Below are 13,371 nucleotides of genomic sequence, written 5' to 3'. Positions count from 1 at the left end.
GCAGATTCGTCAGGCTGACGTTGCCGCGCTGTCGCGGCAAACAGTGCTCGATCTGCTGATATTGGGCTTCGGTGATTTCCATACCCGAAGTATACGAGCAAATTCATTTAGTGTGAACACGCCCTAGGAGCCTTGTCCGAGGGCCATCAAACGATTTATTCTGGAGACATCTTGAGTTTTTGGAATGAACCCATGCGGCGCAGGCTGCCCAGTATTGGTGCGCTCACGGCGTTCGATGCCGCGGCGCGGCATCTCAGCATTACTCGCGCGGCCGACGAACTCGCCTTGACCGAAAGCGCGGTCTCGCGGCAGATATCGCTGCTCGAAGAACAGTTGGGCGTCAGGCTTTTCCACCGGATCAAGAAGCGTATTTCGCTCACGCGCGCCGGCGCCATGTACAGCGCGAGAGTGGTCCAGACCATCGAGCGCATCGAGCGCGACACGCTCGAGGTCATGGGGCATGAAGGCGACGGCGCGGTGCTGGAGGTGGCGGCGTTGCCCACCGTCGGCTCGCAATGGCTGGTGCCGCGCCTGGTTTCCTTCTATGCGCAGCGGCCGGGCGTGACGGTACACGTCAGCGCGCGCAGCACGCGCTTTTTCTTCAGCGAAAGCGCGCTCGACGGAGCCTTGTACTTCGGCGCGCCGGATTGGGCCGGGGCGCGCACCGACTATCTGTTCGACGAAGTGCTCCTGCCCGTCGGCAGCCCGGCGCTGCTCGAAGGCGCGGCCTCGGTCAGCCCGCACGCCATCGTGCGCCGGCGGCTTCTGCACCTGATGACCCGCCCCGAGGCCTGGCGCCGCTGGTGCGGGGCGGCGGGCCTGGGCGACGTCAATGTCATGCGGGGGCCGCGCTTCGAGGTGCAGTCGATGCTGATCAGCGCCGCGTGCGCGGGGCTGGGCGTGGCGCTCCTGCCGCGCTTCCTGATCGGCGACCAGCTGCGCTCGGGCAAGCTCAAGGTCCTGTCCGATCTTCCCGTGCGCAGCGAGGGGGCCTATTACTTCGCGTATCCCGAGGAAAAGGCGGCCGATCCGGTGCTGGCCGAGTTCCGCGCCTGGCTGCAGGCGCAGAGCGAGGCCTTCAGGCGGCGATCGGCAGGCGGTAGCGGTCCAGCAGGCCGCGGTCTATCCAGCCGTCCGGGTCCGGCGCGGCGGGCAGCGCGACGCAGCCCTGCCGAATGAGCGGCGTCCGGGCCACGATCTGCTCGGACAAGGTCAGGAAGAACGTCTGCTCCGCCGGAAAGGCGCAGGCCTGGGGCGAAACCGCCGCCGCTTGTTGCAAATTGACCAGCGTGCCCAAGGCGCTCTCGGCATAGATGCCGGTTGCGACACCGGCGCCGTGCCGGGCGGCGAGCTCGCCGATGGCCAGCGTTTCCGCCATACCTATGCGTCCCGGCTTGGCGCTGAGTGCCCGCGCGCCGCGTTCGAGGAACAGGGCGGCGTCGGCCGCCGTGGTGCAGGCGCTGTCCACGATAATGGGTAGGCGCGTGCCATGCTGCAAGGCCTCGAAGTGCGCGTCCGGACGCAGCGCGCACGGATCTTCCGCCGCCTGCACGCCTTCGTCTTCGAGCAGGCGCAGGTAGGCCGCGGCCGTGCCGCGATCGTAGGCCGAGTTGGCATCGACGTTGAAGATCGCGCCGTCGCCCACCGCGCGGCGTATGGCGCGCAGCGCCTGCCGGTCGGTGTCCATGCCTTGCCCGCCCTTGATCTTGAATGCGCGTATGCCATGGCGTTCGGCGGCTTGCGCCGCATCCCGCGCCATGGCCTCGGGAGGCTGCCGGGTGACGGTCCAGGCCACTTCCACGTCCTGTCGCCCGCCCCAGAGCTGCCACAAGGGTTGTCCGGCATGCGCGGCTCGAAGCATCCAGGCCGCGCTTTCCAGCATGCCCTTGGCCAGGCGGTTTTCGGGCAGCGGCGCCAGCGCCTGGCGAAGGGCTTGCGGATCGGAGACGTCCATCCCCGCCACCGCTGGCATCACCAGATCCTTGAAGGCGGCCGCCAGCGACGCCGGCGAGACGCCGGACCATGTCGCCTTGACCGTGCCTTCGGCCAGGCCTGCCAGGCCGTCTTCCGATTCGATGCGCAGCAGGGCGTAGACGCCCGCGTCTTCGATGGCGTTGGCCCAGACCACCTGGCGGCGATAGGCCAGGCGGTAGAAGTCCAGCGACCAGCGAGCGATCTTCATGGCCGGGCGCTCAATCCATCCGGATGCTGGCTTTCTTGACGAGCTTGCCCCAGGTCACCATCTCGCGCTCGACGTGCGCCTTGAATTCCGCCGGCGTCGTACCGAGCATCTCGACCCCTTCGGACTTGAACATCTCCTTGAAGTCCGGCGCCTGCACGATCTTGTTCAGTTCGCGGTTCAGCTTGTCGACGATGGGCTGCGGCGTTCCGGCCGGCGCGACGTAGCCCCACCAGCCGGAGGCGTCGTAGCCCGGGTAGGTCTCGGCGATGGCCGGCACGTCGGGCAGCACCGACATGCGCTGCTTGCCCGTGACCGCCAGCGCCTTCACGCGTCCGGGCTTGAGATAGGACATGGCCCCGGTGTAGGTGCTGAACGACAGGTGCACCTGGCCGCTGGCCAGGTCGTTCAGGCCCTGGGCCAACCCCTTGTAGGGCACGTGCATGATGTCGACCTTGGCCATGTCCTTCAGCAGCTCACCCATCAGGTGGGCGCTGCCGCCGTTGCCGGTGGACGCATAGGAGAGCTGGCCCGGCTTGGCCTTGGCCAGAGCGACCAGTTCGGGCACCGTGTTGGCCGGCAGGTTCGGGGTGGCGATCATGACATAGGGCGAGGTGCCCACCAGCGTGATGAAGCTGAAGCTCTTGATCGTGTCGTAAGGCAGCTTGGACATCAGGTTGGGGTTGATCGAGTGAGCGGCGGCGGTTTGCAGCAGCGTATAGCCGTCGGGATCGGCGCGCGCGACGTACTCGGTGCCGATCACGGTGCCGCCGCCGGGCTTGTTCTCGACTACCACGCTCTGCTTGAGCGATTCGGAGAGCCGCTGGGCGATGCGGCGCGCCAGCACGTCGTTGATGGCGCCGGGCGTGTAGGGAACGATGATGCGTATCGGCCGAGACGGATAATCGGCGGCGGATTCGCCTTGCGCGGCGGCCGGCAGTGCGAATGTCACGGCCGCGGCGGCCGCGCCCAGCTTGAGGGCGAAACGGATGCTCATGGGGTCTCCTCGTAAAGGTCCTGTCGCGGCGTCGGATCACCGCATGATCAGGACGCCTTAGATCGTTGCTTTTATCAACTATGGATTTTATCAACGATACAGTAACAAGTTGCCATTTTCAACTACATGGGCGCGGGTCTGGGGAAAACCCGGGCTCCGCCGCTTTCCGGCGGCGGGCTCCGCGATCAGGAGTAGGAGAGGTCGTCGAACAGCGGCTGCAGCCGGCCGCGGGGCATGCCGGCGCCGAGCGCCAGCATCAGCGCGATGCGCGCCTTGTAGGGATCGAGGCCGGACGCGTTGACGAATCCTGCGGTTTCATCGCGCCAGACCCGGCCGGCGCCGACGCGACTGGCGCGTACGATCGCCAGGCCCCGCCGCCGCGCTTCGTCCAGCATGGGCTGGACGGCCGAGCTGATCGAGCCGTTGCCGTAGCCAGCCCACACGAGCCCTTGCGCGCCGCCATGAATCACGGCGGCCACCAGCGCGGGCGAGACGCCGGGGTAGTCGGCCAGGATCTCGACCTGCCCCAACGGCGTGTCCGGCGCGAAGCGCGGCGCCGACGCGCAAGGCGTCGAGAGCCAGCCCACGAAGCCGTCCTGCACCACGCCGGCAGGCCCGGCGTCCGCGCTGTCGAACGCATCCACGTGGTAGGAATGCGCCTTGCGCAGGTGCCGCGCGTGGTGGATGCGGCTGTTCATCACCACCAGGATGCCGTGCCGGGCGGCCCGGGGTTGCGCGGCCACGCGCAGGGCCTGCAGCAGGTTCATGGGGCCGTCGGCCGACGCCGCCGTGGCCGGGCGCATCGCTCCCGTCAATATCACGGGCTTGGCGAGCGGCAGCGTCAGGTGCAGGAACCACGCGGTCTCTTCCAGCGTGTCCGTGCCGTGCGTGACCACCACGCCGTCTATGCCGGGATCGGCCTGGACGCGGGCGATCTCCCGCGCCAGCGCCTGCCAGAACTCCGGCAGCGCGTCCTTGCTGTCCAGGGAAAAAGCCTGACGCGCATCGATCCGGATGTCCTCCTGCTCCGGCAGCGCCGCCATCAGCGCTTCGACCGGCAAGGCGCCGGCGCGATAGCCGCTGGTGTCGTGCGGCGAGGATGCGGCGCCGGCGATGGTGCCGCCCGTTGCAAGGACGAGGATCCGCCGCCGCTTCATGGCGCCCCCGGCGAGGTCAGGCCGATTCCGCGGCCGGCTGCGAGGTATGCTCCCCGTTGGGCGCGCGATCGCGCGCCGCAGTCAGGACGACCCGAATGCACGACGCGACACACCGGCTGCTGGCCGCGCTCAGGATGCGCCAGCTGGAACTGATCAGTACGCTGGCCGATGCCGGCAACATGCGAGCCGCGGGCGAGCGGCTGCACATGAGCACGGCGGCGGTCAGCAAGGGGCTGCGGGAGGTCGAGGCCCTGTTCGGCATGCCCGTGTTCCACCGCCTGCCGCGCGGTGTGGTCACGACCGCTGCCGGCGATCTCATCGTTCAGCGTGCGCGCGTCCTGCTGGCGGAAGTGGCCCAGCTTGCCGACGAGCTGGCGGCGCGGGGCGTGCCGGCCGACGATGCCATCCGCATCGGGGCGCCGCCTTTCATTGCCTGGACGTTGGTGCCGCGCCTGCTGCGCGATATGGCCACCCATGGTGGACTGCCGCCCGTGCGGCTCGTGGAGGGCCGGCTGGCCGACATGTGCCAGAAGCTCGAGGCCGGCGACATCGACGTGCTGGTGACGATGAACACGCCGTCCGAGCTCGGCGGGCTCAGGCCCGATGGCTTCGTGATCGACCAGATAGGCGCCGAGCAGTGGTCCGTGGTCTGCGCGCCCACGCACCGCCTGGCCGCGTCCCGCGCTATCCCGCAAGACTGGCGGACGCTGCGCGACGAGGCATGGATACTGCCGCCTCGGCCGACCAACGCGCGGATGATGGTGGAACAGGTGCTGCTGCAGCATGGCCTGGCGCCCATCGTGCCGCAGATCGAGTCTACCAACGCCATTACCAACCTCCAGCTGGCGGAGCAATCGCTGGGCCTGACGCTGGCGGCGCGCTGCGTGATCGAAGACCGGCTCGAGCGAGGCACGCTGGTGCAGATCGCCGTGGAGGATCTGCCTCCGCCGGTGCCGATCGCCATGGTGTACCGGTTCAGCCGTGCTCATCGAGGCAGCGTGTCGGCGTTGTGCGAGGCCGCGCAGCGGTTGCGGAGCGCGGCGATGCCGCCCGTGGCCAGGCCAAGCTCGTCCACCAGGAAATTCTCGGTGCGGAAATCCCGCCCGTAGGCCGCCTGCAAGAGATCGATGCAGGCGGACAGGAGCGGGGACGGGACGTCCGCGGCACGCGCCAGCGCTTCCTGGAACACCAGCCCGAAGGGCGCGTCTTCAAGGACGTAGCGGTGGGCAAGGCTTGCCGGGCCGGCAGGCCCCATGCCGCGGGCCTGGATTTCCGCCGCCATGTCATGCAGCGGTCCCTGCCGGATATGGTAGGAACGGCTGTAATGCTCGGCCAGCGTGGGTAGGGCAAAACCCAGCGCGGCGGCAAGGGCGAGCCGTTCCCTGTCCAGCTCTGCCGCCAGGCGCGCGACGACCGGCGTGAAGCAACCGAAGAGCGGCCAGTCTTCGCCCTTGTCCATGCGCGTCAGGTTGGGAATCACTTCGGCGGCATGGGCGATGGGATTGATGTTGGCAAGCGTGGGCGCGAGCAGGTCGCCGGCATCGACGAAGCGCGGGCCGAGCAGCGCGGCGCATAGTGCCAAGGCCCCTGCGCCGCGCTCGGTGCCGGCCATGTCGATGCGATCGCGCAGCGGATTCGCATGCAGCCTCCCGTCCGCCAGGAAGTGGGCGGTGGTCGGGGTGGTGGCCCAGCCCACGGCGTGCACCTCCCGGCCACGCCGCGCGGCGCTGTCGCGCAGCCACAGGGGGCACAGGCTGAGCGCGCCGCTGACGACCATGGTCTGGCCGTTGCGCCAGACCGCCGAGAGCGGTTTCAGTACGCTGGCGTAGGCATTGCCGGGGAGGCATACGATGACGACGTCGAAGCGGGCCAGCTCGCCGGGCGCGCCGAGCCACTCCAGCTCGATCCAGCCGTCCAGCGACCCCGTGCAGGCATAGCGGACCGCGGCGCCGTGCCGCCGCAGCCGGGCCGCGGTGGGCGACCAGAGGGCGGGGCGATGACCTTGCTTGAGCAGGTAGGCCGCTGTCGCGCAGCCGATCGGGCCGGCGCCGACGACGGCGACGTTCATGGCCGCGCCCATGGAAATTCCGGAAGCAGGCATGTCAATCCAGGGCGATACGGCGTTCGCGGATGATGCGGGCCCATTTCGCGCTTTCCGCCGCTGCCGCCCGGCGCAGTTCATCAGGCGTGCTGCCTACGATCTCGACGCCTTGCTTGCGCAGTTTCTCCCGCATGCCGCCGCCGGACAGCGCGGCGAGCACGGCCTCGTGCAGCCGGTCGACGATGGGGCGCGGCGTGCCGGCCGGCGCGAACAGCGCAAAGGTGGTGGTCGATTCGAAACTGGGCACGCCGGATGCGCCCACCGTGGGCACGTCGGGCAGCAGAGGCGAGCGCGCCGCGCCGGTTACCGCGATGGCTTTCAGCCGACCGGCGGCCGCGAACGGGGCCGCCACGCCGAGGTCCAGGAAGGCCGCGTCCACTTCGCCCGCAGCCACGGCGTTGTTGGCCGGTCCGCCTCCCTTGTAGGGGACATGCGTCATGGCGGTGCCGGTGAGGCTCATGAACAGTTCGGCGGCCAGGTGGCTGGTGGAGCCGTTCCCGCCGGATGCGATGTTCAGGCGCCCGGGTTGCTTGCGTGCGAGGTCGACGAGGTCATTCGCGCTGCGCGCCTCCAGCGTGGGCCGTACCGCCAGGATGAGGGGGCTGGAGGCAAGCAGCGAGATCGGCGCCAAGTCGCGCTCGTGCCTGTAGGGCAATGATTTGTACAAGTGCTCGGCGATCGCGTAGGTGCTGTTGGTGGCCAGGATGAGGGTATAGCCGTCGGCAGGCGCGGCGGCCACCTGCGCATGGCCGATGGTGCCATTGGCGCCGGGCCGGTTGTCCACCACGACTTGCTGGCCGAGCTGGTTGCCCAGTTCGGCGGAAACCATGCGCGCAAGGATGTCGGTTGCCCCCCCGGGCGACCATCCGACCACCAGCCTGACGGGACGCGCCGGGTAGCCACCGGTCTGGGCTTGGGCGGGGGCGGCGACGGCGGCGAGCGCTATCCATAGACATATCGCTTGTAAGGTTTTCATCGGGCGTGGTCCAGGGTGAAGGGTACGATGAGTGTATTGAGCATGCCCTTGCTGGACGAGCGACGTCTTTTCAAGTCTCGTCAACCGGCAGTTAACGCAGCGCGGCGATCCGCCGCCGCGTGCCCGCGTGGGTGCTTCCTTCTTCGAGAGCCGCAATGACCGCGTTGTCCGTACTGGATCTTTCCCCCATCCGAGCGGGCGGCGACGCCGCCGAGGCGTTCCGCCACACCCGCGACCTGGCCCAGCATGCCGAGCGCTGGGGCTATCGGCGCTACTGGCTGGCCGAGCATCACAACATGCCGGGCATCGCCAGCGCGGCCACCTCGCTGGTGATTTCCCACGTGGCCGCCGGTACCCGGCGCATACGCGTGGGCGCGGGCGGCATCATGCTGCCCAATCATTCGCCGCTCGTCATCGCCGAACAGTTCGGCACGCTGGCGTCGCTGTATCCGGGCCGCATCGACCTCGGCCTGGGGCGCGCACCCGGGTCGGACCAGGCCACCGCGCGCGCCCTGCGCCGCAGCCAGGGCGATACCGCCGACCGGTTTCCGCAGGACGTCCTCGAACTGCAGAACTACTTCCGGCCGCCGCATCCGGGCCAGGCCGTCCAGGCGGTGCCGGGCGGAGGACTCGACGTGCCGTTGTGGCTGCTGGGATCCAGCCTGTTCAGCGCGCAACTGGCAGCCCAGATGGGATTGCCGTTCGCCTTCGCGTCGCATTTCGCGCCCGGTTACCTGACGGCCGCGCTGGACCTGTACCGGACGCGCTTCCAGCCGTCCGAGGCCTTGCAGCGTCCGTACGTCATGCTGGGCATCAACGTATTCGCGGCCGACACGGCGGACGAGGCCCGGCGCCTGTTCACATCGCTGCAATTGCAGTTCGTCAGTCTCATTCGCGGCACGCCTGGCAAGCTGAGCGAACCGGTCGATGACATCGACGATATCTGGAGCGGCGCCGAACGCGCGCATGTCGAGCGGTCGCTGTCCTGTTCCATCGTCGGCGCGCAGCCCGACGTCGAGGCGGGCCTGGCGGCATTCGCCCGGCGCCATGGGGCGGACGAACTGATGGTAACGGCGCAGATCTACGACCATGCCGCGCGGCTGCGCTCGTTCGAGATCACCGCCGCCGCCGGCGCGCAACTGGGCTGGCTCGAGAACGCGGCGTGAAGGGACGGCCTCAGTCGTCCCGTTCGGGAAGCCGGTCGGCGTTCAGTGGCAGCGCGCGGCCCAGCCAGAAGCCGTGAACCAGATGATCGCGGCGGGGGAAACCTGTGTCGGGGTGCACCAGCACGTCCAGGCCGCGCCGGTTCAGCATGAGCCAGGGAACGAGGGTGGCGAAGGTGTCGGGCGCGAACAGCAGTTGGTACATGGCCTGTGTATGCGGGCCGACGGGCACGTCGTGCCAGCGGCCGGCACGCACGGGAAAGCGCGCGGTGACTTCGTCCCGCACGGCGGCCGCGGTGTCGCGGGTCGCCGCGGGATCGTAGTAGACATGGGCATGGAAGACGCGAATGATGCCGATGTCGTGAAGGTCTGCTTGCATGGCGGTAGGCGCTGAAAACGCGGTCGCGGCAGGGCTGCGGCGCGCAAGTCGAAGGGCGCGGCGATCGCCGCGGGAACATTTGATTCTATGACGGAGCGATAAGTGGATCTGGGACTCGAAGGAAAAGTGGCGGTGGTGACGGGCGCGACCGCGGGCATCGGGCTGGCGACGGCGTTGAAGTTCGTCGAGGAAGGGGCCAAGGTGGCGATCTGCGCCCGCAACGCCGACAAGCTCGCGGCCACGGTGGAACTCCTGCGCGGCAAGGGCGGCGACGTCCTGGGCGTGCCGGCCGACATCGCCAGGCCGGAACAGGTCGAGCGTTTCTTCTCGACCGTGGCCGGCCACTTCGGCCGCATCGATATCCTCGTCAACAATGCCGGCACCTCCATGCGCGGCCCGTTCCTGCAGGTCAAGGACGCCGACTGGGACGCCGACCTGGAGCTCAAGCTGTACGGGGCCATCCGCTGTTCGCGACTCGCGGTCGAACACATGAAGCGGCAAGGCGGCGGCCGCATCGTTAACATCTCCACCATAGGGGGCAAGCAGCCGGCGGCGACTTCCATGCCGACCTCGGTGTCGCGCGCGGCGGGCCTGGCCCTGACGAAGGCGCTGTCCCGCGAGTTCGCCGCCGACAACATCCTCGTGAACGCCGTCTGCATCGGCAAGATCAAGGCAGGCCAGCACGAGCGCGCGGCGGCCTCCAAGGGACGGGAACCGGATGACCTGTACCGGGAGTTCGCCCGCGACATCCCGCTCGGCAGGGTAGGCGAGGCCGAGGAGGCGGCCAATGTCATCGTGTTCCTGGCGTCGAAGGCCGCGAGCTATGTGACCGGTTCGAGCATCAACCTGGACGGCGGCGCCTCCGGGGTGATGTAGGAATGAGGCAAAAGCCGCGCATCCGCGCGGCTTGCCGGCGAACCGCGTCCTTGCAATTTCCGGACTGCGGCTATATAGTTAGTTCAACTAACTAACTGTTTATCGGGCGATCCGGCATCCTCGGTCGCCTTCCGCCATTGCCATGCAGGATCTTTCAAGCAACGACGCCATCGAACTGGCCGCGCAACTGCGCCCCGCCATCCTGCGGCTGAACCGGCTGCTGCGGCGGGAGACCCAGGCGTTCGACGTGTCGCCGCTAATGGTCATGCTGCTGTCAGCCATCGACAAGGAACCCGGCATCGGCGTCAACGACCTGGCCAACCGCGAGAACATGCGCGCAGCCACCATGAGCAATCACGTCAAGCAACTGGAGGCCGCCGGCTACATCCAGCGCGACCAGACGCTGCATGCCGACAGGCGCCGCGTCGGATTGGCCGTGACGCCGCAGGGCCGCAAGCTGGTGGCCGATGTGCGCAAGCGCCGTACCGATTGGCTGGCCGGCCGCATCGCCAAGCTCGAGCCCGACTCGCGCGCCGCGCTCGGCGCCGCGGTGGAAGCCTTGCGGCGCCTGGGGGAGTGAACGACATGTCCGTGTCCACCGGCAACCGGCTTCCCTTCTTCGCCCGCATCGCCCAGCGCCTTTCGCCCATGGTGGTGCCGCTCATCGTCGGTTGCGCGCTCTTCATGCAGATGCTGGATTCCACGGTCATCGCCACGGCGCTGCCCGCCATGGCGCACTCGTTCGGCGAGGACCCGGTGAAGCTCAACGTGGCCATCACGGCCTACCTGCTCAGCGCCGCCGTGTTCGTGCCCATCTGCGGATGGGCCGCCGACCGGTTCGGCGCGCGCCAGGTGTTCGCCTCTGCCATTGTCCTGTTCACGCTCAGTTCCACCCTGTGCGGCCTGTCGCAGACGCTCGGCCAGATGGTCGCCGGCCGCATGTTGCAGGGATTCGCGGGCGCGATGATGGTCCCGGTGGGCCGCATCGTGCTGCTGCGCACGGTACAGAAGTCGGACCTGGTGCGGGCGATGTCCTTCCTGAGCATGCCCGCTCTGCTCGGCCCCATATTCGGGCCGGCCGTGGGGGGCTTCCTGGTCGAGTACGGTTCGTGGCGCTGGATCTTCTTCATGAACCTGCCCATCGGCATCCTGGGCGTGGTCCTCGCGCTGCGCTACATCAAGGATACCGAGGGCGGCAAGCCCCAGCCCCTGGATCTCGTCGGTTTCCTGCTCACGGCGGTCTGCCTGGGCACGCTCGTTTTCTGCTTCGAGGCCGTGGGGCACGGCGTGTTGTCGCCGGCGATCGTGGGGGCGCTGCTGGCGGTCGGATGCCTGTGTGGTGTGCTGTACGTCAGGCATGCCGAACGTTCGCCTCATCCCATTCTCGATTTCCGCCTGCTGAAGATCCCGACTTTCTCCATTTCGCTGCTGGGCGGCAACCTGTGCCGCCTGGCCGTGGGAGCGGTGCCGTTCCTGCTCGCCATGCAACTGCAGGTCGCATTCGGCATGGGCCCTTTCGCCGCCGGGATGCTGACTTTTGCGGGGGCGCTGGGCGCGCTGTTGATGAAGATGAGCGCCAGCCCCATCATCAAGCGGTTCGGATTCCGCCGCACCCTGGTGGCGAACGCCTTCCTGACCGGCGCCTCCATCGTGGGATGCGTCCTGTTCACGCCGTTGACCCCGCACCTGGTCATCATCGTCGTGCTGCTGCTCGGCGGCTTCTTCCGCTCGCTGCAACTGACCGGCGTGAATTCCCTGGCCTACGCCGACATCGGCCCGGACCAGATGGGGAGAGCCACCGGCATGGCGAGCGCGGTCCAGCAACTGGCCATCAGCCTCGGCGTGGCCATAGCGGCTTTTGCGCTCAAGCTCAGCATGGCGGCGCGCGGAACCACCGTGCTGGATTCCTTCGATGTCATTCCCGGCTATCTCGTCATAGGCGGCGCCATGGCCTTGTCCGTTCTCTTTTTCCGGCGCCTCGCCCCCAACGCCGGCGCCGAAGTGAGCGGTAAGAAGTAGGCCCTCTTCCGGCCCGCGCCTCAGGTCATGTCGCCTGGCACGACCCACTGGTCGAACTGTTCCGCGGTCAGGTAGCCCAGCGCCAGCGCCGCTTCCCTGAGCGAGAGGTTTTCCTTGTGCGCCTTCTTGGCGATCTGCGCGGCCTTGTCGTAGCCGATGTGGGGATTGAGCGCGGTCACCAGCATCAGCGAGCGTTCCACCAGTTCGGCGATGCGTTCGCGGTTGGGCTCCAGGCCTGCCACGCAGTTCTTGTCGAAGCTTTCCATGCCGTCGGCCAGCAGCCGTACCGATTGCAGGAAATTGTGGATCAGCAGCGGCTTGAAGACGTTCAGCTCGAAGTTGCCGCTGGCGCCGCCGATGTTGACCGCCACGTCGTTGCCCAGGACTTGCGCGCCCAGCATGGTCAGCGCTTCGGATTGGGTGGGGTTGACCTTGCCCGGCATGATGGAACTGCCCGGCTCGTTTTCCGGAATGCGGATCTCGCCCAGCCCCGAACGCGGGCCGCTGGCCAGCCAGCGAACGTCGTTGGCCAGCTTGATCAGGCCGGCGGCCAGCGTTTTGAGGGCGCCATGCGCGAACAGCAGGCCTTCGTGCGAGGCGAGCGCCTGAAACTTGTTGGGCGCGGATTCGAACGGCAGGCCGGTTTCCTTGGCCAGTTCGGCGGCCACTCGCGCGCCGAATTCCGGATGGGTGTTCAAGCCCGTGCCCACCGCCGTTCCGCCTATGGCCAGGAGCAGCAGGCCTCGCTGCGCGTAGCGGACTTGTTCTTCCGCCAGCACGAGCTGGGCTTCGTGGCCCGAGAGCTCCTGGCCCAGGGTCAGCGGCGTGGCATCCTGCAGGTGGGTGCGGCCGATCTTCACGATGTCGGCATAGGCCCGCGCCTTGTCGCCGAGCGTCTTGCGCAGGCGCGCAAGCGCGGGCAACAGCCGGGTATGGACCTGTAGCGCGGCGGCCACGTGCATGGCGGTGGGGAAGACGTCGTTGGACGACTGGCCCCGGTTGACATGGTCGTTCGGGTGTACCAGGCGGCCTTGGCCCCGTTCGCCTCCCAGCAGCTCGGAGGCGCGGTTGGCCAGCACTTCGTTGACGTTCATGTTGGTCTGCGTGCCCGATCCCGTCTGCCAGACGCTGAGCGGGAACTCGTCGGCCCAGCGGCCGGCGATCACTTCGTCGGCGGCGGATTCGATGGCCTTGGCGAGCCTGGGTTCGAGCAGTCCCAGTTCCGCATTGACCCGCGCGGCGGCACGCTTGACCTGCGCCAGGGCGACGATCAGCGGTTCGGGCATCTTCTCGTTCGAGATCGAGAAGAACTGCAGCGAGCGCTGGGTCTGGGCGCCCCAGAGGTGCTCGGCGGGAACGTCGATGGGACCGAAAGTGTCTTTTTCAACACGGCTGCTCATGTCTATCTCCTTGCCCGGCCCGCGCCCGTCGCGCAAGCGGCTCATTCCATTTGACCCAGGGCACCGCGGAGGCTTCGCCGGTCCGCCAGTGCCGCCCCCCACGGGGACGCGCGTAAGCGCGCAG

At 68.2% G+C, this 13,371-nt stretch carries 12 protein-coding genes and 1 pseudogene; 6 read left to right on the top strand and 7 right to left on the bottom strand.

Going from position 1 to position 13,371, the window contains the following annotated elements:
* Positions 1-171: 171 nt before the first annotated feature.
* Positions 172-1,179 carry a LysR substrate-binding domain-containing protein gene (locus CDO44_RS18085; RefSeq protein WP_198951382.1) on the top strand — a complete coding sequence of 336 codons (1,008 nt, stop codon included), beginning with the start codon at positions 172-174 and terminating at the stop codon, positions 1,177-1,179.
* Here the strand turns inward: CDO44_RS18085 and CDO44_RS18080 are convergent.
* From CDO44_RS18080 to CDO44_RS18070, 3 genes are all read right to left on the bottom strand, one after another.
* Entirely contained in the window at positions 1,079-2,182 is a 1,104-nt protein-coding gene (locus CDO44_RS18080) for a mandelate racemase/muconate lactonizing enzyme family protein (RefSeq protein WP_087781670.1), read from the bottom strand. The two genes, CDO44_RS18085 and CDO44_RS18080, sit on opposite strands and share 101 nt — an antisense overlap.
* Before the next feature lie 10 nt (positions 2,183-2,192).
* The gene (locus CDO44_RS18075; protein ID WP_087781669.1) at positions 2,193-3,176 is read right to left on the bottom strand and encodes a tripartite tricarboxylate transporter substrate binding protein; all 984 of its coding nucleotides are present in this window, start codon (positions 3,174-3,176) and stop codon (positions 2,193-2,195) included.
* A gap of 185 nt (positions 3,177-3,361) precedes the next feature.
* Complete coding sequence (locus CDO44_RS18070; protein ID WP_087781668.1) at positions 3,362-4,333, bottom strand: asparaginase; 972 nt, start codon at positions 4,331-4,333, stop codon at positions 3,362-3,364.
* On the opposite strand from CDO44_RS18070, the pseudogene CDO44_RS28140 reads away from it, so the two are divergent.
* A pseudogene (locus CDO44_RS28140) lies at positions 4,276-5,298 on the top strand (LysR family transcriptional regulator); the annotation flags it as partial. The gene CDO44_RS18070 and the pseudogene CDO44_RS28140 sit on opposite strands and share 58 nt — an antisense overlap.
* 20 nt (positions 5,299-5,318) lie before the next feature.
* On the opposite strand, the gene CDO44_RS18055 reads toward CDO44_RS28140, so the two are convergent.
* On the bottom strand, positions 5,319-6,434 hold the full coding sequence (locus CDO44_RS18055; RefSeq protein WP_158213331.1) for an NAD/NADP octopine/nopaline dehydrogenase family protein: 1,116 nt from the start codon (positions 6,432-6,434) through the stop codon (positions 5,319-5,321).
* A gap of 1 nt (position 6,435) precedes the next feature.
* Positions 6,436-7,410, bottom strand: coding sequence for a tripartite tricarboxylate transporter substrate binding protein (locus tag CDO44_RS18050; RefSeq protein WP_087781665.1), 975 nt, complete (start codon positions 7,408-7,410; stop codon positions 6,436-6,438).
* 155 nt (positions 7,411-7,565) lie between these two features.
* On the opposite strand from CDO44_RS18050, the gene CDO44_RS18045 reads away from it, so the two are divergent.
* Positions 7,566-8,576, top strand: a complete 1,011-nt coding sequence (locus CDO44_RS18045) for an LLM class flavin-dependent oxidoreductase (RefSeq protein WP_087781664.1) — start codon at positions 7,566-7,568, stop codon at positions 8,574-8,576.
* A 10-nt stretch (positions 8,577-8,586) separates the two neighbouring features.
* Here CDO44_RS18045 and CDO44_RS18040 read toward each other — a convergent pair whose 3' ends face one another.
* Positions 8,587-8,952, bottom strand: coding sequence for a DOPA 4,5-dioxygenase family protein (locus tag CDO44_RS18040; protein ID WP_087781663.1), 366 nt, complete (start codon positions 8,950-8,952; stop codon positions 8,587-8,589).
* Positions 8,953-9,054: 102 nt separating this feature from the next.
* Here CDO44_RS18040 and CDO44_RS18035 point away from each other — a divergent pair, with 102 nt between their 5' ends.
* From CDO44_RS18035 to CDO44_RS18025, 3 genes are all read left to right on the top strand, one after another.
* A complete protein-coding gene (locus CDO44_RS18035) occupies positions 9,055-9,828 on the top strand; it encodes an SDR family NAD(P)-dependent oxidoreductase (RefSeq protein ID WP_087781662.1) in 774 nt (257 codons plus the stop codon).
* A gap of 142 nt (positions 9,829-9,970) precedes the next feature.
* Positions 9,971-10,408, top strand: a complete 438-nt coding sequence (locus tag CDO44_RS18030) for a MarR family winged helix-turn-helix transcriptional regulator (RefSeq protein ID WP_087781661.1) — start codon at positions 9,971-9,973, stop codon at positions 10,406-10,408.
* A 68-nt stretch (positions 10,409-10,476) separates the two neighbouring features.
* Positions 10,477-11,847, top strand: a complete 1,371-nt coding sequence (locus tag CDO44_RS18025; protein ID WP_233146250.1) for a DHA2 family efflux MFS transporter permease subunit — start codon at positions 10,477-10,479, stop codon at positions 11,845-11,847.
* Between the two features lie 20 nt (positions 11,848-11,867).
* Here the strand turns inward: CDO44_RS18025 and fumC are convergent, their stop codons facing one another.
* The gene (gene fumC, locus CDO44_RS18020; protein ID WP_087781660.1) at positions 11,868-13,247 is read right to left on the bottom strand and encodes a class II fumarate hydratase; all 1,380 of its coding nucleotides are present in this window, start codon (positions 13,245-13,247) and stop codon (positions 11,868-11,870) included.
* Positions 13,248-13,371: the final 124 nt, after the last annotated feature.

This window comes from Pigmentiphaga sp. NML080357 (genome assembly GCF_002188465.1).
GTDB lineage: Bacteria > Pseudomonadota > Gammaproteobacteria > Burkholderiales > Burkholderiaceae_B > Pigmentiphaga.
The sequence above is the reverse complement of the archived record's forward strand: the minus strand, read 5'-3'. Positions and strand labels throughout refer to the sequence as shown.

Excerpts from the sequence above, each read along its gene's own strand:
- CDO44_RS18030 (WP_087781661.1), top strand. The coding sequence starts at position 9,971 with ATGCAGGATCTTTCAAGCAACGACGCCATCGAACTGGCCGCGCAACTG.
- CDO44_RS18040 (WP_087781663.1), bottom strand. The coding sequence starts at position 8,952 with ATGCAAGCAGACCTTCACGACATCGGCATCATTCGCGTCTTCCATGCC.
- fumC (WP_087781660.1), bottom strand. The coding sequence starts at position 13,247 with ATGAGCAGCCGTGTTGAAAAAGACACTTTCGGTCCCATCGACGTTCCC.
- CDO44_RS18080 (WP_087781670.1), bottom strand. The coding sequence starts at position 2,182 with ATGAAGATCGCTCGCTGGTCGCTGGACTTCTACCGCCTGGCCTATCGC.
- CDO44_RS18055 (WP_158213331.1), bottom strand. The coding sequence starts at position 6,434 with ATGCCTGCTTCCGGAATTTCCATGGGCGCGGCCATGAACGTCGCCGTC.
- CDO44_RS18075 (WP_087781669.1), bottom strand. The coding sequence starts at position 3,176 with ATGAGCATCCGTTTCGCCCTCAAGCTGGGCGCGGCCGCCGCGGCCGTG.
- CDO44_RS18045 (WP_087781664.1), top strand. The coding sequence starts at position 7,566 with ATGACCGCGTTGTCCGTACTGGATCTTTCCCCCATCCGAGCGGGCGGC.
- CDO44_RS18025 (WP_233146250.1), top strand. The coding sequence starts at position 10,477 with ATGGTGGTGCCGCTCATCGTCGGTTGCGCGCTCTTCATGCAGATGCTG.
- CDO44_RS18070 (WP_087781668.1), bottom strand. The coding sequence starts at position 4,333 with ATGAAGCGGCGGCGGATCCTCGTCCTTGCAACGGGCGGCACCATCGCC.
- CDO44_RS18050 (WP_087781665.1), bottom strand. The coding sequence starts at position 7,410 with ATGAAAACCTTACAAGCGATATGTCTATGGATAGCGCTCGCCGCCGTC.